We start from the raw sequence: 16968 nt of genomic DNA, 5'->3' as shown, positions 1-16968 counted from the left end.
CGCGTTCTTGAACACTGGGCCAGGCCAATTCCCCGAAAGAAGGTCTGTCCGTGTTCGAACAGCTCTCCGATCGCACTTCGTCGATCGTTTTCATCGTCCTGACGCTCACGATCTCTCTGGGCACCGCCAACATCGCCGGAGGGCTCATCCTCGCCATATCGCCGTTGCTCGTCGTGCTGGCGATGCTGCTCGTCATCACGCGAGAGGGCTATTCCCGGCCGGGGTGGCGCCGGCTCGGCATGGGGCGGCTCGGCCTGCGGACCTGGCCGCTCGCGGTCGCCACCACCGCCGGCGTCTGCCTGCTCGCCACCGCGGGCGCCGTCGTGCTCGGCTTCGGCCGGTTCTCCGCGCCGCAGGGCGACTGGGTGCAGTCGGTGATCGCTCTGTCCATCACCGGGCCGATCCTGGCGTTCGCCGAGGAGATCGGCTGGCGGGGCTACCTGCAGCCACGGCTCGCGTTCCTGGGCGAGCGCTCGGCGATGCTGGTCGTCGGGCTGGTCTGGATCGCCTGGCACCTGCCGTACATCCTGCTCACGCCGTACTACCACAGCGAAGGGACCCGCAGCCTGGTGCTGCTGCTGTTCGGTGGCTCGGTGATCGCGTTCTCGTTCCTCTTCGGGTACCTGCGCGTCCTGTCCGGCAGCGTGTGGCCGGTCGTGCTGGCCCACTTCGCGCACAACGCCACTTTCGCCCTGCTGCTGGAGTACGCGGTCTCGACCGAGCAGCCTGTGGTGGTGCGTGAATACCTGGCTGGTGACACCGGGTTGTTCGTGCTCGCCGGCACGGCGGCCTGCGCCCTCGCGATCGGGATCAGTCGGTCAGTCCCTGTGCCTGCGCGAGGATGACCGCTTGCACCCGGTCACGTAGCTCGAGCTTGCGCAGCACCGAGCCGAGATGCGTCTTGACGGTCGACTCGGCCAGCTGCAGCCGCGCGGCGATCTCCGCGTTGGTGAGTCCCAGGCCGACCGAGGCGAGGATCTCGCGTTCGCGGGTGGTGAGACGCCCCAGCCTGGACTCGGCGGCGGGCGAGCGCTCGGCGGATGTGGTCACCGGCGGCGCGAGGACGAACGAGTCGATCAGGCGGCGTACGAGCCTCGGCGCGACAGGCGTCTCCCCGGCGGCGGCGGCCCGGATCGCCGCCAGCAGTTCCGCCGCGCCCGCGTCCTTGAGCAGGTAGCCGGCCGCGCCCGCTCGAAGGGCGGCGATGAGCAGCTCGTCGTCGTCGAACGTCGTCAGCATGACGACGTGTGGCGGGTCGGGTGTGGCCAGCAGCCGCCGGGTGGTCTCCACACCATCGAGACCTGGCAGGCGAACGTCCATCAGGACGACGTCCGCACGGTGCTCGGGCCGCCGCAGGGCGTCGAGGGCCGTCTGCCCGTCGCCGGCCGATCCGACGACCCGCAGATCCGGGGTGGCGTCGAGGATCATCGCGAATCCGGTGCGTACCAGCTCCTGGTCGTCCACCAAGAAGACGCGGATGAGGTGCTGGGGAGTCATGGACTGACGAGGCTCACAGGGCGCAGCGCGGGGACGGGGATCGTGGCGTCGACCACGAATCCGCGGCCAGGGCGTGGGCCCGCCTCCAGCACTCCGCCCATGGCGCGCAAGCGCTCGCGCATTCCGTCGAGACCGTAGCCAGGTGGGGAGGCGGTCGCGTCGGCGCGACGGCTGCCGACGCCGTCGTCCTCGGCTCGAACCATGATCCCCCCTTGTGTCCTGGCGACGGTCACGTGCGCTGTGGCGTGCGGGCCGGCGTGCTTCAACACGTTCGTCAGTGCTTCCCGTACGACACGGAGCACAGTGAACCGTATCGCGGAGGGAACGTCGTCGAACACGGCCGGCTCGGCCTCCACATCCACGGCGAGTCCCGTCGCCCGTACCGAGTCCACTAGCTGCCGGAGCTCGGCGATTCCCAGCCGGGCCCCGTGCGGCTCGTCCGTCCCGTCGGCGTCGCGGAGCACCTCGATGACGCCACGCACCTCGGCCAGGGCCGACCGCGCGGTACGCCCGATGGTGGCGAAGACGCTTCCCGCGTCCCCGCGGTCCCAGGGCCGCGCGTGCTCGGCGGCGTACTCGGCACCGTCCGCCTGCACGATCACCACGGTGAGACAGCGTGCCCGCCGGGACGAGGGTTCAGCCATGCGCCTTTCCCGTTTCGGGAGAGTTGGGGGATGTCGAATCGATTCGACCTGGACGATAGGCGTCTCCTGGTCCGATGGTCAAGAGCCGTCAGGCGCGTGGCCGGGCGGGCCCGGTCGTGCCGCGGAGCGAGATCGGCGGGGCGGCCAGGAGGTGGCGGTGCGGGGTGCCGGGGTCGGCGATGCGCTGGATGAGCAGCTCGACGGCGCGGGCGCCCATCTCGTCCGCGGGTACGTCGGCGGCGGTCAGCGGGGGGTGCAGGCTCTCGGCCCAGTGCTGGGCGGCGACGCCGGCGATGGAGAAATTCCCGGGCACGGTCAGGCCCGCTTCGTCCAGTGCGCGGTACATGCCGAAGACCGCCGCCTCGTTGATGGTGGCGATGGCGGTCAACTCCGGGTGCTCGTCGAGGAGTTGCCGAAGGCAGGACTGTCCGGCCTGGGCGTCGTCGCCGCAGCAGACCCGCACACCGTTCAGCCCGCGTTCGGCGACGGCCCGGTCGAAGCCGGCCTGCGCGCGGTGGCCGGGGCCGTACCCGGCGGCGACCAGTTCGGCGCTGCGATTGACCAGCGCCACCTGCCGGTGGCCGAGGTCGGCCAGGTGGTGGACGCATTTGGCGATGAGCGTCTCGTAGTCGATGTCCACCCAGGACATGTCCTCCGGGCGGCGGGTACGGCCGATGCCGACGAACGGCAGACCACTCCGCAGCAGCCGGGCGACCCGGTCGTCCTCCAGCCGGATCTCCATGAGGATGACGCCGTCCACGCGCCGGCCGGTGACGACGCGCTCGAAGGAGCGGTCGTGCTCGCCGCCCGAAGGTGACAGCAGAACGTCCAGGTCGGCGCGGGCGGCGGCGTCGACCACGCTGGCCACGAAGCCGAGCTGCATGTCGGTCAGGCGCTGGCTGGCCGGCGGGATGACCAGGCCGATGGTACGGGTGCGGCCCTCCTTCAGCGCCCTGGCGGCGGCGTTGGGCCGGTAGCCCAGCTCGTCGATGACCGTCTGGATGCGGCGCTTGGTCTCCTCCGACACCGGGCGCTTGCCGGTGAGCGCGTAGGAGACGGTGCTGCGCGACACGCCGGCCCGCTTGGCGATCTCTCCGATGTTCACCCGTGCTCCTCATCCGATCCGCCGGTCGGCGACCATCGTAGGTCGAATCGGTTCATGACGTGGTGCTCCGTGCCGCGGATGTGCCGCCTCGCACATCCCCATTGACTCGCGCGATGGAGCAGGCCTATGTTCGGTCGAACCGATTCGGCGAATCGATTCGACTTCGTTCGGAGGTCAGCTCAATGAGATCAGCGGCAAGGAGCCGGCGTGCGGCCGGCGTGGGTCTGGCGGTCCTGGCCGCCCTGGGCGGGCCGGTCGCCTGCTCGTCATCGTCCGGCGGCGTCGGCAGCGGTGCTTCGACGAGCGCGAGCCAGGCCGCCGGGGCCGGGACCTACACGATCTGGGACCCGTACCCGCAGTACGACAAGAGCTCGGAGTGGGTGAAGCTGCTGGACAAGTGCGGTAGCGACGCCGGGGTGAAGGTGGAGCGCACCGGTTACGACACCAGCGACCTGACGAACAAGGCGCTGCTGGCGGCCCAGCAGGGCAACTCGCCGGACGTGCTGATCGTGGACAATCCGGTGGTCTCCACGCTGGCCGAGGCCGGGGTGCTCACCACCACCGAGGAGAACAAGCTCGACGTCTCGGCGATCGCGCCGAACCTGCTGGCGGCCGGCCAGAGCGGTGGCAAGACCTACGGCGTCCCGATCGGTGCCAACACCCTCGCCCTGTACTACAACAAGGACGTGCTGAAGAAGGCCGGGGTGGACATCGCCTCGGTGAAGGACTGGGCCTCGCTGACGGCGGCGCTGGCGAAGGTGAAAGCGGCCGGCAAGAAGGGCATCACCTTCTCGGCGATCGGCACCGAGGAGGGCAGCTTCCAGTTCCTGCCCTGGTTCTGGGGCTCGGGCGCGAACCTCACCAAGCTGGACTCGCCTGAGGGCGTCTCGGCGGTCGCGCTGTGGGCGGACTGGCTCAAGAAGGGCTACGCCCCCAACTCCGTCATCAACAACACCCAGACGACCAGCTGGCAGGAGTTCGCCACCGGCGACTTCGCCTTCGCCGAGAACGGCACCTGGCAGCTCGCCAACGCCAAGAAGGCCGGCTTCGGCTACGGCATCGTCCCGGTTCCCGGCAAGGACGGCGGCACCACGCCCGCTCCCACCGGCGGCGAGTTCGTCAGCATTCCCGTGCAGTCCGACACCGGCCGCTACACCACCGCCCAGAAGCTGGTGACCTGCCTGACCAGCGCCGACAACTCGCTCACCACGACGACCACCCTGTCCTACATCGCGCCCACCGAACAGGTGCAGGCCAAGCAGGTGGCGGCCACGCCCGACCTGCGGGTGTGGGTGGAGGCGGTCAAGGCGGCCAAGGGGCGCACCAGCGACGACCTCGGCACCAAGTACCCGAAGATCTCCGAGCCCCTGTGGGGCGCGGTGCAGGCGGCGCTGAGCGGATCCAAGTCTCCTCAGGAGGCCATGGCCGCGGCGCAGTCGGCCGCGGCGAGCGCGATCCAGTAGCAGCATGAACCGAACCACACAGCGGTCCAGCCAGTGGGCGGCATGGGCGTTTCTCGCCCCGGTCGTGCTCTACCTGCTGGTGTTCTACGCCTATCCGCTCTACCGCAACGTCGAGCTGAGCCTGCGCGACTACACCGTGCGCTCCTTCGTGCGGGGCGACGCCCCGTTCGCCGGGTTCGCCAACTACGCCAAAGTGTTCGCCGATGCCACCTTCTGGCCCGCGCTGTGGCACACGGCGGTGTTCACCCTGGTCTCGCTGGCCTTCCAGTTCACCATCGGGCTCGCGCTGGCGTTGTTCTTCCTGACGAACTTCCGGCTGTCGGCCACGCTCAGGGGGTTGTTCCTGGTGCCGTGGCTGCTGCCGCTGATCGTGTCCGCCTCCACCTGGTCGTGGCTGCTCAACAGCGACTCCGGCGTGGTCAACGCGGTGCTGTCGGGGCTCGGGATCGGCCCGGTGAACTGGCTGACCTCGCCGGACTGGTCGCTGTGGTCGGTCATCATCGCCAACATCTGGATCGGCATCCCGTTCAACCTCGTCGTGCTGTACTCCGGGCTGCGGGCGATCTCGCCGGCCATCTACGAGGCCGCCGCGCTGGACGGGGCCAACGGCTGGCAGCGGTTCTGGCGGGTCACCTTCCCGCTGCTGCGCCCCGTGTCGGCGATCACGCTGCTGCTCGGCCTGGTCTACACGCTGAAGGTGTTCGACATCATCTGGATCATGACCAAGGGCGGGCCGAGCGGGGCCTCCACCACGTTCGCCACCTGGTCCTACCGGCTCGGGTTCGGCAACCTCGTGCCCTCGTTCGGGCCCGGAGCCGCCGTCGGGAACCTGCTCATCGTGGCGGCGCTGGTCTTCGGGCTGATCTACATCCGCGCGCAGCGCAGGCAGGCTCTGGCATGAGGCGCCTCAAGAGCGCGATCGGCCTGGTGCTCACGGCGGTGATGCTGTTCCCGATCTACTGGATGATCAACGTCTCGTTCACCCGCGATCAGGACATGCGTAAGACCCCGCCGAGCTGGTTCCCGGTCAACGGCACCCTGGACGGCTACCGGGCGGTGCTGGACCAGCAACTGCCCTACCTGGGCGTGAGTCTGGTCGTCGGGCTCGGCACGGTGGCGCTGACCCTGCTGCTCGCGGCGCCGGCGGCGTACTCGCTGGCCAAGCTGCGCCCACGTGGCGGTGGGGCATTAGGCTTCGTGCTGCTCATCGCGCAGATGATCCCCGGGATCATCATGGCGATGGGTTTCTACGCCATCTTCCTCACCACCGGCGTGCTCAACACCGTTCCCGGGCTGATCGTGGCCGACTCCACCCTCGCCGTGCCGTTCGCGGTGCTCATCCTGACCGCGTTCATGTCCGGCATCCCCGAGGAACTGCTGCAGGCGGCCCGCACCGACGGCGCCGGCGTGGTGCGCACGTTCACCTCGATCGTGCTGCCGGTCAGCCGCAACTCGATCATCACGGTGTCGCTGTTCGCCTTCCTGTGGGCGTGGTCGGACTTCATCTTCGCCAGCACCCTCGACCAGGGCGGCGACCACCAGCCCATCACGCTGGGCATCTACCACTACATCGGCAACAACAACCAGGAGTGGAACGCCATCATGGCCACCGCCGTGATCGCCTCCATCCCGGCCACCATCCTGCTCGTCGTCGCCCAGCGCTACGTCGCGGCAGGCGTCACCGCCGGTGCCGTAAAAGACTGAAGGGACCCTCACTTCATGACCGTCGCCGCTTCGGGCCCGGTGTTCTCCCTGCGGGAAATCCCGTTCAGCTACCGCGGATCCTGGTTCGGGTTCTCGCCCGTGGTGGCGGAGCAGACCTATGCCGAGGACGTGCATCTGGTCTCGCACCAGACCGGCATGCACGCGGTTCTGCGGCTGATCCCCGCCGTCGAGACCACCATCACCGCTACCCCGCACCAGCTCACCTGGAGCCGCGACGACGGCCGGATCGACCTGGTCTACGACAACGCCGACACCGTACGCGTCAAAGGCCGCGGCCTCGGGCTCCGCCTGCTGGCCGCCGACCCCGTACTGACGCCGTTCAGCGGCCCGTACTTCTACCAGGACCCCCGCGACGACTCCTACGTCTTCACCGTCTACCAGACCGGCCGCCGCTACCGGATCACCCTCGTCAGCGGGCGCGCCGACCACCTCGGCGCCCAGGCGCTCGGCACCGCCGAGCGCGGCGTCGTCCTGCCGGCCGACGAGACGTGGGAGATCGCCATCGAGGAGTACGAGACCGCGCGCGCCCCCTACGCGAGCACGGATGCCTTCGAACAGGTGGCCAAGGCGGCGCGGGCCGAGTTCGAGGCGTTCGTCGCGGCGGTCGCGCCCTGGCGCGGCGACCGCACTCCCGCCGCCGAACTGGCCGCCTACGTGCTGTGGTCGGCCACCGTGCGCCCCGCCGGGTTCGTCACCCGGCCGGCCGTGCTCATGTCCAAGCACTGGATGGACAAGGTGTGGAGCTGGGACCACTGCTTCAACGCCCTCGCCCTCGCCGACGGCCTGCCCGAGCTGGCCTGGGACCAGTTCCGGCTGCCCTTCGACCACCAGGACGCCGCGGGCGCGCTGCCCGACTCCATCACCCACTCCGAGATCCTCTACAACTTCGTCAAGCCGCCCATCCACGGCTGGGCCCTGCGCCACCTCCCGCCCGCGCCCGATCCGGCCGAGACCTATCGGCTGCTCGAACGCTGGACCACGTTCTGGCTCGACGCCCGCCGCGCCCCCGGGCGGGAGCTGCCGCACTACCAGCACGGCAACGACAGCGGCTGGGACAACGCCACCACCTTCGACCACGAGCGGGTCGTCGAGACCGCCGACCTGGCCTGTTTTCTCGTGCTGCAACTGCGCCAGCTGGCCCGCCTGGCCACCGACCCGGACACGTCCGCCCGATGGAGCGAGCAGGCCGACCGGATGCGCGACGCCCTCCTCGCCGAGCTGTGGGACGGCGAACGATTCCGCGCACGGGGCGTGCGCTCCGGACGTACCTGGTCCAGCTCCAGCCTGCTCGACCTCATGCCGATCGCGCTGGGGGAGGAGCTGCCGAGACCCGTCCGTACGGCGCTGGCCGCCCGGATCGAGCAGCACCTGACCGCGTTCGGTCCCGCCACCGAGCTGCCTGCCTCCGAGCACTACCAGGACGACGGCTACTGGCGCGGCCCCATCTGGGCGCCCTCGACCGTACTGATCGAAGACGGCTTGCGTCGCGCCGGATACCCGGACCTGGCCGACGAGATCAGCGCCCGCTTCCGCGCGCTGTGCGAGAAGTCAGGCTTCGCCGAGAACTTCGACGCCCGCACCGGCGAGGGCCTGCGCGACCGCGCCTACACCTGGACGGCCAGCGCCTACCTCATCCTCGCCGCCGCCCACGAAAGGCGAACCAGACCGTGATCCGGCTGTGACAGGTCAGGGTCGAATGCGGGGCTGCGCCTGGGCGAGACGATCTGTGTGCCCGGCCTGGAGAATCGCACGGCCGCGCTCGATGCCCTCCTGGCCGCGGAAACCGCCCTCCTGGCGGGAGGCAACCGCATGCGCGGGTCAGCGCGTCGTGGCCGAACGCAGCATGCCGACTACTCCGCGCTCGCGAGTTCGCTCTCAAAGCGCTTGCGCAGCCCGTCCTTCTCGGGCTCGGGCAGCCAGCACGCCTCCACCCCGGCCAGCGCCATCGCGCGCAACCGCTCATCCGGTACGGCGAGCTGATCGGACAGGATCCGATACTCGTTCGCCAGCGACGTCGGGAACATCCCGGGATCATCGGAAGCGGGGATGACGTTCAGCCCGGCCTCGAGCATCGCCGCGATCGACGCCCGCCGCCACGGCCGCCACGAGCGCCGCGAGGTGGTCGAGATGACGGTGAACGGGATCTGCTCGTCCCTGACCCTGGCGACGACCTCGTCGTCCTCGAGTACGAAGTAGCCGTGGTCGATCCGGTCGCACCCGAGCACGTCGAGACAGGTGACCGTGTTGACGGCGACGGGCGCGTGCTCGGAGGAGTGAGCGGTACGGCGGAGCCCGGCCTCACCGGCCAGCCGGAAGGCGGCCTCGAACCGCTCGGGAGGCCCGGCGGTCTCCAGGTTGTCCAGCCCGATCCCCGCCACGTAGTCGTGCGGGTTGTCCACGACCGTGCGGATCCAGGAGAGCGCTTCTTCACCCGACGTGCTCCGGTCGACGGCCGCGATGAGCCGGCCCGACATGCCGAAGTCGCGTTCCGCCATCTTGATGCCCTCGGCGTACGCCTCGATCACCGTGGCGTAGCCGAGCTTCTCCTGATGCCCGGTCAGCGCGTCGAAGGAGAGCTCGAGATGCCTGGTCGCACTGGTCCGGTGGGCGTTCTCGAACGCCTCGTAGGTGATCCTGGTGAGATCGTCCGCCTCGCGCAGGACCTGCAGAACCCACGAGGACACCTGGAACAGCGAGTAGGAGACCTCGGGCTCGTCCGCGCTCCTGCCCTGCGGCACCGGGATCCGGGTGTTCAGGTAGAGCGCCGGGTCCGGCGGAAGCGAGTTCACATCCGCGTAGATCCGCTCGGGCGTGTCGGAGAGATCGAGCCCCTCCCGCCTGGCCAGCTCGGCGAAGGTGGCGGCGCGTACGGTGCCGATGAGGTGGCAGTGCAGATCGACCTTGGGCATCAGGTCAAGGTTCACTTGCCGGCCACCTCGCGGGTGAAGCGGTCGACCCAGGTGGTGCGGGTGTCGACGAGCTGGGCGGGATCGAGGGTCTTGAACCCGGCGGCCACGGGGTCCTTCGCCGCCTCGCCCGTCACCTTGGCGATGTCGGCCGGGATCTCGGCCTTCAGGTTCGTGGGCAGGTCACCGACGGCCTTCGCCATGGCGCTCTGCGTCTCGGCCGACAGCATGTAGTCGATGAACTTCGCCGCTCCCTGCTGGTTGCGCGCGCCCTTGGGGATCATCGCCCGGTTGGTGGCCATGTAGCGGCCCTTGGCGGGAGCCGTCCAGGCGATCGGCTCGCCCGAGGTGGCGAGCTTGGTGGCGAAGCCGCTCAGCGCGTCGGCGGCGACGATCTCGCCTTGGTTCAGCAGGTTCGTGACCTCGGTCGAGGAGGTGTAGAACTGCAGGACGTTCGGCGCCCAACCGGCCAGGGTCTTCAACGACGTGTCGATGTCGTAGGGGCCCTTGCCGTACGACTCACCCACCCCCGAGATCATGAGTTGCCCGGCGGTCACTGAAATATCGGGAAGCGCGACCTTTCCCTTGTTCGCCGGGTTCGCGAACAACGCCCAGTCGGCGGCCTGCTTCTGACTGAGCTTGCCGGTGTTGTAGATGATCCCGTTGAGCTGGTGGGTGTAGGCGGGCCCCTCGTACGCGCCCTCGGTCGCGAACGGCGCGAGCTCCTTGATGTTGGGCACATCGACCTTCTGGAAGAGGCCGTCCTTCTGCCCGAGCGCGGCGAAGTAGTCGGAGATCAGCACCACGTCCGCCTCCGGCTTGCCCTTGGTGAGCTTCAGCTTCGACAGCCGGTCGGAGTTGGACCCGGTGTCCAGCTCGACCTTGATCCCCGTCTGCTTGGTGAACGGAGTGACGACCGCCTGCTCGAACTCCTTCACCCCGAAGGGGAAGGTGCTGACGACGATGGTGTTCTGATCGGCCTGCTTCTCACCGGACCCGGAGCCGGAGCATCCGGCTGCGGCGAGCACTGTCAGGGCAGCGGCCAGTACGGCACGGCGCGTGGGCATGGGGTTCCTTCTTTCAGCGGAAATCGGCGGAGTTCAGCGGCGTTCAGCGGCGTTCAGCGGGGGAGGGGGACCAGATGGTCGTCCGGCGCGAGCACCGTGACGCTCGATCCGGGTGTCAGGGTCGTGCCGCTGCGTACGTCGGCGAGCAGCCTGACGGTCGCGCCCGACGGGTCGACCACGTCGAGGGAGACCAGCAGGTCGACGCCGCGGAAGGCCACGTCGACCACCGTGGCGTCCAGGCCGTGACCTTCCTCGGCGAGGCGCAGATGCTCGGGCCGGATGGTCAGCGGGGTGCCGTCGGCCGCGGTGAGGAAGTTCTCGTAGCCGAGGAACTCGGCGACGAAGCGGTCAGCCGGACGGGGGAAGACCTGCTGGGGAGAGCCCTGCTGCACGATCCTGCCCTCGTTCATGATGACCATCTCGTCGGACATCTCCAGCGCCTCGTCCTGGTCATGGGTGACGAGGATGACGGTCAGCTTGGTCTCCGCCTGGATGCGCCTGATCTCGGCCCGCATCTGGACGCGCAGGCGGGCGTCGAGGTTGGACAGCGGCTCGTCGAGCAGCAGGAGCTTGGGCCTGATCGCGATCGCCCTGGCCAGTGCCACCCGCTGCTGCTGCCCGCCGGAGAGCTTTTTCGGCTTGCGGTCGGCCAGGTGCGCGAGCCCGACGAGCTCGAGCGTCTCCATGACCCGTGACCGTCTCTCCGCGGCCGGCACCTTGCGCAGCTTGAGCCCGTAGCCGACGTTGTCGGCCACCGTCATGTGCGGGAACAGCGCGTACGACTGGAAGACCATCCCCAGATCCCGCTTCTCCGGCGGCGTGCGCGTGCTGTCGACCCCGTCGATGCGGATCGTCCCCGACGTCGGTGCCGAGTAGCCCGCGATCATCCTGAGCGTGGTGGTCTTACCGCAGCCGCTCGGCCCCAGCAGCGTCGTCAGCTTCCCCGATGGCACGGCGAGGTCGATCTCATCGACGGCGGTGAAGGAGCCGAACCTCTGGGTGACTCCGATCAGCTCGGCGGCGGCGGTCATTGGTTGATCCCTCCGAAGATCTTGGCGAATCCGACCGTGCGCTCGGCGATCACCGCGATGACCACGGTGGCGGCCAGGATGAGGGTGGAAGCGGCGGCGACCATCGGGTCATAGGACTGCTGCACGTAGTCGAGCATCGTCACCGGCAGCGTCCGGAAGTCGCGTCCCTGCAGCAGGAGCGACAGCGGCACGTTGTTGACGGACGTGACCATGCTGAGCAGCCCGGCGGAGAAGATCCCCGGCCGCAGGACCGGCAGCGTCACGTTGAAGAACGCCCGCAGCGGCGAGGCGCCGAGTCCCCGGGCGGCCTCCTCCAGCACGGGGTCGGCCAGCGCGAGCGAGGCGCCGGTCACGCGTACCGCATAAGGCAGCATCAGCGCCGTGTGCCCGACCAGCAGGGTGCTGAAGTTGTCCAGGTCCAGGCCGACCATCAGCTGCTGGAACAGCGCGAGGCCGACGACCAGCTCAGGGACGATGAGCGGCGACAGGAACAACCCCTCGACCAGGCCCTTACCGGGCAGCTTGCCACGGTGGACGGCGAGCGTGACCGGCACGCCGAGCAGCAGCGCGAGCACCGTGGCGAGGACGGCGAGCTCCAAGCTGGAGATCGCGGCCTCGATGAACGGCTCGTAGCCGAGCGCCTCGTCGAACCAGCGCAGCGAGATCCCGTCGGGCGGGAACCTCAGGGTGTTTCCCGCCGTGAAGGCGGTGGCGACCACGAAGATGATCGGCACGATCATGATGACGTAGCCGATGACCGCGAGCGCCGCCGTGATCGGCCGCTTCATGAGGTGGCCCCCTTCCGCCCGATCAGCGAGGACAGCCCGGAGACCAGGAAGACCAGGACCGTCATGATGAGCGCCGTCGCCGAGGCGGAGGCCCAGTCGACCGTGGTGCTGGCGTAGTTGAACAGCTGCGTGGAGAGCATCCGCTGGCTGGAGCCGCCGAGCAGATAGGGCGTGGTGTAAGCGGTGACGGAGCCCGCGAAGACCAGGGTGGCGGCCACCACGATGCCCGGCATGGTCAGCGGGATGACGATGTTCCACATCGTGCGGATCCTGCTCCCGCCGAGCCCGCGCGAGGCGTCGTCCAGGCCGGGATCGACCTGGGCGACGGCCGAGTAGCAGGAGATGATCGCCAGCGGCAGGAACAGCTGGGTGAGACCGAGGACGATCGCCAGCTTGGTGTAGAGCAGCTGCGGCGCCACGTCGACTATGCCGAGCTGGACGAGCAACTGGCCGAGCGCCCCCTTGGAGCCGAGGATCACCAGCCAGCCGAACGTCCGCACCACGTTGCTCAGCATCAGTGGGAAGATCGCCACTGCCAGGAAGACCCCGCTCCAGCGGGACGGCGAGCGGGCGAGCCAGTAGGCGATGGGAAAGCCGAGGACGACGCAGATGATCGTGACAGCCAGGGCCAGCCCGACCGTGCGCCCGATCACCTCAAGATCGTAGGGATCCGTGAGCATCTCGCCCAGGCGTGCGAAGATCTGGCTGGTCGGCACGTCCGGCGGCGCGAAGAGCATCGCGGCGGAGGGGATGAGGAAACCTGCCACGAGAAGGACGAGACCAGGCACCAGTAGAAAGGCCGATGTGCGGGAGATGTCGGCGTCCTTTCTCAGTGGCGTACGCTTGTCTGGAACCGGTTGCGGAACCGGTTCCATGAAGCCTGACCATAGATTATGAGCGGCCCCGCGCACAAACCCCGCCGTGAATTCCGTGTAACGACGACTAAGGAGCATCAGTGCCGACACTCGCGGACGTCGCCGCGCTGGCCGGGGTCTCCAAGGCGACGGCCTCCCGCGCCCTGGGCCGGCCGGACCTGGCCGCCCCGGAAACGGTGGCCCGCGTCCGCGCAGCCGCTGAGCAGCTCGGATTCGTCCCCAACCGGGCGGCCACCCAGCTGGCCCGGGGGAGGACCGGCGTGGTCGCCATCGTCGTGCCCACGCTCGACAACACCTTCTTCACCCCGATCATCGGTGGTGCCCAGGCGCGCGCGGCCGACTCGGGCATGCAGCTGACCATCGCGGTGCACTCTCTGGAGCACGCGGCCCAGCTCGCCTCGGTCGAGCAACTCGCGCACCAGGTCGACGGCTTCCTGCTGACCGCGCCCCGAGGTTCGGACGAGATCGTCCGCGCCGCCGCGTCGTACAAGCCGACCGTGCTCATCGACCGCGAGATCGACGGCATGACCTCGGCGGTCGCCGACACGGCCACCGCCTTCGGCGCGCTCGTCACCTGGTTCGCCGAGAAGGGCCACGAACGCATCATCTACATCGGCGGCCCGGCGGGCTCCTGGCAGGATCGCCAGCGCCAGGCGGTCATCCGCGCCGCGGCCGAGTCGAGCGGCGCGACGCTGACCATGCTCGGCCCCTACCCCTCGACGTTCGCCGCCGGAGTGGAGACGGCGGAGGCCGTGGTGGCCGCCGGCGCCACCGCCGTGGTCCCCTACGCGACCTCGATCGGCCTTGGTGTCATGTTCTCCCTGCTCAACCGCGGGATCCGCGATGTCGTGGTCAGCTCGGAGCGCATGATCGTCGAGAGCCTCGGCCTGGGCGACGTCCCCTCGATCGACGTGGACGGCGAAAAGCTCGGCGAGGTGGCCATGGACCAGCTCATGACCCTGCTCGGCGAGCGCAAGGAGCAACCACCCAGCAGACGCCGCCTCACCGTCCCGATCAGCTAGCCGGGCCAGGTCTCGGTGCCGCACGGACGTGCGCGCGCTCGCCTTGTTTCCCGATGAGGCTCAGGAACTCGACGGGGCCGGCGCTGGTGGCCCCGAACCAGTGCGGGGTGCGCGTGTCGAACTCCGCGGCCTCCCCCGGCTTGAGGATGAGGTCGTGTTCGCCGAGCACGAGGCGGAGCGTTCCGTTGAGGACGTAGGCCCAGTCGTAGCCCTCGTGGGTGCGCAGGTCGGGCTCGGCGTCGTCGCTTCCGGTCGGGAGGACGAACTTGTACGCCTGGATTCCTCCGGGCCTGCGGGTCAGCGGCAGGATGACCGAGCCGTCGCCGCAGGGGATGGGACGCAGGTTGACGCGGGGGTCGCCGGTCGGCGGCGCGTCGACGAGGTCGTCGAGCGTGACCCCGTAGGCGCGAGCGAGCGGAAGCAGCTGCTCGAGCGTGGGACGTCGCAGGCCCGCCTCGAGCCGGGACAGGGTGCTGATGGAGATGCCGGTCTCCGCCGCGAGGCCGGCGAGCGTGACCTCGCGATGCAGCCTCAGTCGTTTCAACCTCGGTCCGACAGCGTCAAGAGTGCGGTCTATGGTTTCGTCCACCCTTCCATTTTGCCATTCGGCAACGACGTTTGCACATCTGCTTCCTCGATCAGCACCATGAAGCACGAACCGCGAACGAAGGGGACGACCTATGACGCACGGATTCGACAAGGACTTCTGGGAGCGGCACTGGCAACAGGGTCCAGGATCCATGGGCGGCAACCCGCCGAACCCGTACCTCGCCCGTGAGACCAGCGGCCTGACACCGGGCACGGCTCTGGACGCGGGGTGCGGCGGCGGCGCCGAGGCGATCTGGCTCGCCTCCCACGGCTGGCACGTCACCGCGGCCGACATCTCCTCCGAGGCCCTCGCTCGCGCTGCCGAGCGCGCGGCGACGAGCGGGGCGCCCGAGCGCTTGCGGTGGGTCGAGGCGGATCTGAGCGCCTGGAGCCCGGGCGAGCGGTTCGACCTGGTCATGACGCACTACGCCCACCCGGTGATGCCCCAACTGGAGTTCTACGACCGCATCGCCGGATGGGTGGCTCCCGGCGGCACGCTGCTCATCGTGGGGCACCTGCACACCCCGGGCTCAACCGGCCACGGACACCACCCGCCTGCCGAGGCGTCGGTCACCTCCGCGGCCATCACCGCGCGCATGGACGGCGCGGAGTGGGAGATCGTCACAGCGGAAGAGCACCTCCGTACGGTCACCGGCCGAGCGGTCCCTCTCCACGATGTCGTCGTGCGCGCCACCCGCCGCCGGTAAAGGAATCTCATGCGTACGAACCCGTCCGCAGACGCGGAAGCCCCCGATCCGACCATCCACGACCCACGACGACGACGTACGATCTTGGTCGCGGTCTGCATCGCGCTCATGGCGGTCATCGCTTCGGTGTCCGGGCTGAACGTCGCCCAGCCGGAGCTCACCGTCGCGTTCGACGCCTCGCAAAGTGAGGTCTTGTGGTTCATCAACATCTACACCATCACTCTGGCCGCGGCGCTCCTGCCGCTCGGCGCGATGAGCGACCGGTGGGGCCGCAGGCCGGTGCTGCTGGCCGGCCTGCTCGTCTTCGGAACAGCGAGTGCGGCGGCCGGCCTTGCCACGTCATCCGAGCTCATGCTCGCCGCGCGTTTCCTGAGCGGCGTCGGCGCAGCGATGATCATGCCGGTCACCCTCGCCGTCATCACCTCGACCTTCCCGGACGAGGAACGCTCCAAGGCGATCGGCGTGTGGACCGGCGTCGCCGGCGGTGGGGGCATCTTGGGGATGTACCTGTCGGCCGTCCTGGTCGACGTGGCGAGCTGGCGGTGGCTCTTCGTCCTGCCGGTCGTGCTCGTCGTCGTCGCCGTCGTCATGGCGCTGCGATCCATCCCGAACTCACGCGAGGAGTCAGGGCACGGGTTCGACGTCGTCGGTTCGCTGTCGTCCGTGGTCGCGGTGGTCGGGCTCGTCCTCTTCCTCCACGAGGGCCCCGAACGAGGCTGGACCGCGCCCGCGACGCTCCTGAGCCTCATGGCCGGCGTCATCGCCGCTGCCGGGTTCGTGGCCTGGGAGCTGCGCCGGCAGGCTCCGCTCCTCGACGTCCGCCTGTTCCGCGAGCGAGGTCTCGCGAGCGGCTCCGTGTCGCTCCTGGCGGTCTTCGGCGTGCAGGCAGGGATCTTCGTGGTCCTCTTCCCGTACTTCCAGGCGGTCCTCGGCTGGTCCGGCCTTCGCTCCACCCTGGCGCTCATGCCGATGGCGCTGCTGATGATGTTCGCCTCCGGCCTCGCCCCGCGGGTGGCCGCGCGCATCGGCAGCCGCTCGACGATGGCCTCAGGGATCTTCCTGGGCGGCGCCGGGCTGGCCCTCATGGCCACCTCCGTCTCCGTCGACGGCGGCTATCTCTCGATCCTGCCCGGCATGCTCGCCATGGGACTCGGCATGGGTGTGACGATGACACCCTCCACCGAGGCCATCACCACCGCCTTGCCACGCGCGCGTCAAGGTGTCGCGTCCGCGCTCAACGACGTCACCCGGGAGTTCGGCAGCGCGCTCGGTGTCGCCCTGCTCGGGGCGGTCCTGACCGCCGGCTATCGCGGCGCCATCGACTCCCGGCTCGACGGAGTGCCGTACGACGCCGCCGCCACCGCCCGCGAGGGCGTCGCCAACGCCCTCGCGGCCGCCGACAGGGTCGGCCCTCAGGCGCGGGCGCTGACCCGAGGCGCCCAAGAATCCTTCGTCGACGGCTGGCAGCAGGCCATGTGGGCAGGCGCGGTGGTGATGGCGGTCCTGTTCGTCTACGTCCTGGCGCGGGGTCCGCGATAACGGACCCCGGG

At 69.4% G+C, this 16968-nt stretch carries 17 protein-coding genes; 8 read left to right on the top strand and 9 right to left on the bottom strand.

The features are described 5' to 3' along the window. Nucleotides 1–50 precede the first annotated feature (50 nt). Complete coding sequence (locus AB0B91_RS33075) at nt 51–845, top strand: CPBP family intramembrane glutamic endopeptidase (RefSeq protein WP_358327793.1); 795 nt, start codon at nt 51–53, stop codon at nt 843–845. Here AB0B91_RS33075 and AB0B91_RS33070 read toward each other — a convergent pair. The 3 genes from AB0B91_RS33070 to AB0B91_RS33060 all read right to left on the bottom strand — a co-directional run bounded on the left by AB0B91_RS33070 (nt 811) and on the right by AB0B91_RS33060 (nt 3246). After that, a complete protein-coding gene (locus AB0B91_RS33070; RefSeq protein ID WP_358327791.1) occupies nt 811–1497 on the bottom strand; it encodes a response regulator transcription factor in 687 nt (228 codons plus the stop codon). The two genes, AB0B91_RS33075 and AB0B91_RS33070, sit on opposite strands and share 35 nt — an antisense overlap. Continuing rightward, nucleotides 1494–2141, bottom strand: coding sequence for an ATP-binding protein (locus AB0B91_RS33065; RefSeq protein WP_358327789.1), 648 nt, complete (start codon nt 2139–2141; stop codon nt 1494–1496). Before AB0B91_RS33065 ends, AB0B91_RS33070 begins: the two co-directional genes overlap by 4 nt. An 88-nt stretch (nt 2142–2229) precedes the next feature. After that, entirely contained in the window at nt 2230–3246 is a 1017-nt protein-coding gene (locus tag AB0B91_RS33060) for a LacI family DNA-binding transcriptional regulator (RefSeq protein ID WP_358327788.1), read from the bottom strand. Nucleotides 3247–3428: 182 nt separating this feature from the next. On the opposite strand from AB0B91_RS33060, the gene AB0B91_RS33055 reads away from it, so the two are divergent. Genes AB0B91_RS33055 through AB0B91_RS33040 form a run of 4 tightly spaced genes read left to right on the top strand, consistent with a single transcriptional unit; the run spans nt 3429 to nt 8105 of the window. Next, a complete protein-coding gene (locus tag AB0B91_RS33055) occupies nt 3429–4709 on the top strand; it encodes an extracellular solute-binding protein (protein WP_358327786.1) in 1281 nt (426 codons plus the stop codon). A 4-nt stretch (nt 4710–4713) separates the two neighbouring features. Further along, the gene (locus tag AB0B91_RS33050) at nt 4714–5610 is read left to right on the top strand and encodes a sugar ABC transporter permease (protein ID WP_358327784.1); all 897 of its coding nucleotides are present in this window, start codon (nt 4714–4716) and stop codon (nt 5608–5610) included. Beyond that, nucleotides 5607–6413 (top strand): carbohydrate ABC transporter permease, encoded by an 807-nt coding sequence (locus AB0B91_RS33045; protein ID WP_358327782.1) that lies wholly within the window; start codon nt 5607–5609, stop codon nt 6411–6413. Before AB0B91_RS33050 ends, AB0B91_RS33045 begins: the two co-directional genes overlap by 4 nt. 15 nt (nt 6414–6428) lie before the next feature. Continuing rightward, nucleotides 6429–8105, top strand: a complete 1677-nt coding sequence (locus tag AB0B91_RS33040) for a hypothetical protein (protein ID WP_358327780.1) — start codon at nt 6429–6431, stop codon at nt 8103–8105. Between the two features lie 179 nt (nt 8106–8284). On the opposite strand, the gene AB0B91_RS33035 is transcribed toward AB0B91_RS33040, so the two are convergent. Genes AB0B91_RS33035 through AB0B91_RS33015 form a run of 5 tightly spaced genes read right to left on the bottom strand, consistent with a single transcriptional unit; the run spans nt 8285 to nt 12993 of the window. After that, nucleotides 8285–9358 (bottom strand): hypothetical protein, encoded by a 1074-nt coding sequence (locus AB0B91_RS33035; RefSeq protein ID WP_358327778.1) that lies wholly within the window; start codon nt 9356–9358, stop codon nt 8285–8287. Further along, on the bottom strand, nt 9355–10407 hold the full coding sequence (locus AB0B91_RS33030) for a polyamine ABC transporter substrate-binding protein (protein WP_358327776.1): 1053 nt from the start codon (nt 10405–10407) through the stop codon (nt 9355–9357). The genes AB0B91_RS33035 and AB0B91_RS33030 overlap by 4 nt, the downstream gene beginning before the upstream one ends. 53 nt (nt 10408–10460) lie before the next feature. Next, the gene (locus tag AB0B91_RS33025; RefSeq protein ID WP_358327774.1) at nt 10461–11438 is read right to left on the bottom strand and encodes an ABC transporter ATP-binding protein; all 978 of its coding nucleotides are present in this window, start codon (nt 11436–11438) and stop codon (nt 10461–10463) included. Next, the gene (locus AB0B91_RS33020; protein WP_358327772.1) at nt 11435–12226 is read right to left on the bottom strand and encodes an ABC transporter permease; all 792 of its coding nucleotides are present in this window, start codon (nt 12224–12226) and stop codon (nt 11435–11437) included. Before AB0B91_RS33020 ends, AB0B91_RS33025 begins: the two co-directional genes overlap by 4 nt. Next, a complete protein-coding gene (locus AB0B91_RS33015) occupies nt 12223–12993 on the bottom strand; it encodes an ABC transporter permease (RefSeq protein ID WP_358327770.1) in 771 nt (256 codons plus the stop codon). The genes AB0B91_RS33020 and AB0B91_RS33015 overlap by 4 nt, the downstream gene beginning before the upstream one ends. Nucleotides 12994–13181: 188 nt before the next feature. On the opposite strand from AB0B91_RS33015, the gene AB0B91_RS33010 reads away from it, so the two are divergent. Then, nucleotides 13182–14123, top strand: coding sequence for a LacI family DNA-binding transcriptional regulator (locus AB0B91_RS33010; RefSeq protein ID WP_358327768.1), 942 nt, complete (start codon nt 13182–13184; stop codon nt 14121–14123). Here AB0B91_RS33010 and AB0B91_RS33005 read toward each other — a convergent pair. Next, nucleotides 14116–14712, bottom strand: a complete 597-nt coding sequence (locus AB0B91_RS33005) for an XRE family transcriptional regulator (RefSeq protein ID WP_358327766.1) — start codon at nt 14710–14712, stop codon at nt 14116–14118. The genes AB0B91_RS33010 and AB0B91_RS33005 overlap by 8 nt on opposite strands. A 91-nt stretch (nt 14713–14803) precedes the next feature. Between AB0B91_RS33005 and AB0B91_RS33000 the strand changes: the two genes are divergently transcribed. After that, a complete protein-coding gene (locus AB0B91_RS33000; RefSeq protein WP_358327764.1) occupies nt 14804–15418 on the top strand; it encodes a class I SAM-dependent methyltransferase in 615 nt (204 codons plus the stop codon). A 9-nt stretch (nt 15419–15427) separates the two neighbouring features. Next, nucleotides 15428–16957, top strand: coding sequence for an MFS transporter (locus AB0B91_RS32995; RefSeq protein WP_358327762.1), 1530 nt, complete (start codon nt 15428–15430; stop codon nt 16955–16957). Nucleotides 16958–16968: the final 11 nt, after the last annotated feature.

It is taken from the genome of Nonomuraea sp. NPDC049141, assembly GCF_040648415.1.
In the GTDB taxonomy this organism is placed as follows: domain Bacteria; phylum Actinomycetota; class Actinomycetes; order Streptosporangiales; family Streptosporangiaceae; genus Nonomuraea.
Note: the sequence above shows the minus strand (reverse complement) of the source record. Positions and strands in the feature narration are given on the sequence as shown.

Excerpts from the sequence above, each read along its gene's own strand:
- AB0B91_RS33055 (WP_358327786.1), top strand. The coding sequence starts at position 3,429 with ATGAGATCAGCGGCAAGGAGCCGGCGTGCGGCCGGCGTGGGTCTGGCG.
- AB0B91_RS33020 (WP_358327772.1), bottom strand. The coding sequence starts at position 12,226 with ATGAAGCGGCCGATCACGGCGGCGCTCGCGGTCATCGGCTACGTCATC.
- AB0B91_RS33030 (WP_358327776.1), bottom strand. The coding sequence starts at position 10,407 with ATGCCCACGCGCCGTGCCGTACTGGCCGCTGCCCTGACAGTGCTCGCC.
- AB0B91_RS33050 (WP_358327784.1), top strand. The coding sequence starts at position 4,714 with ATGAACCGAACCACACAGCGGTCCAGCCAGTGGGCGGCATGGGCGTTT.
- AB0B91_RS33070 (WP_358327791.1), bottom strand. The coding sequence starts at position 1,497 with ATGACTCCCCAGCACCTCATCCGCGTCTTCTTGGTGGACGACCAGGAG.
- AB0B91_RS33000 (WP_358327764.1), top strand. The coding sequence starts at position 14,804 with ATGACGCACGGATTCGACAAGGACTTCTGGGAGCGGCACTGGCAACAG.
- AB0B91_RS33065 (WP_358327789.1), bottom strand. The coding sequence starts at position 2,141 with ATGGCTGAACCCTCGTCCCGGCGGGCACGCTGTCTCACCGTGGTGATC.
- AB0B91_RS33045 (WP_358327782.1), top strand. The coding sequence starts at position 5,607 with ATGAGGCGCCTCAAGAGCGCGATCGGCCTGGTGCTCACGGCGGTGATG.
- AB0B91_RS32995 (WP_358327762.1), top strand. The coding sequence starts at position 15,428 with ATGCGTACGAACCCGTCCGCAGACGCGGAAGCCCCCGATCCGACCATC.
- AB0B91_RS33025 (WP_358327774.1), bottom strand. The coding sequence starts at position 11,438 with ATGACCGCCGCCGCCGAGCTGATCGGAGTCACCCAGAGGTTCGGCTCC.
- AB0B91_RS33040 (WP_358327780.1), top strand. The coding sequence starts at position 6,429 with ATGACCGTCGCCGCTTCGGGCCCGGTGTTCTCCCTGCGGGAAATCCCG.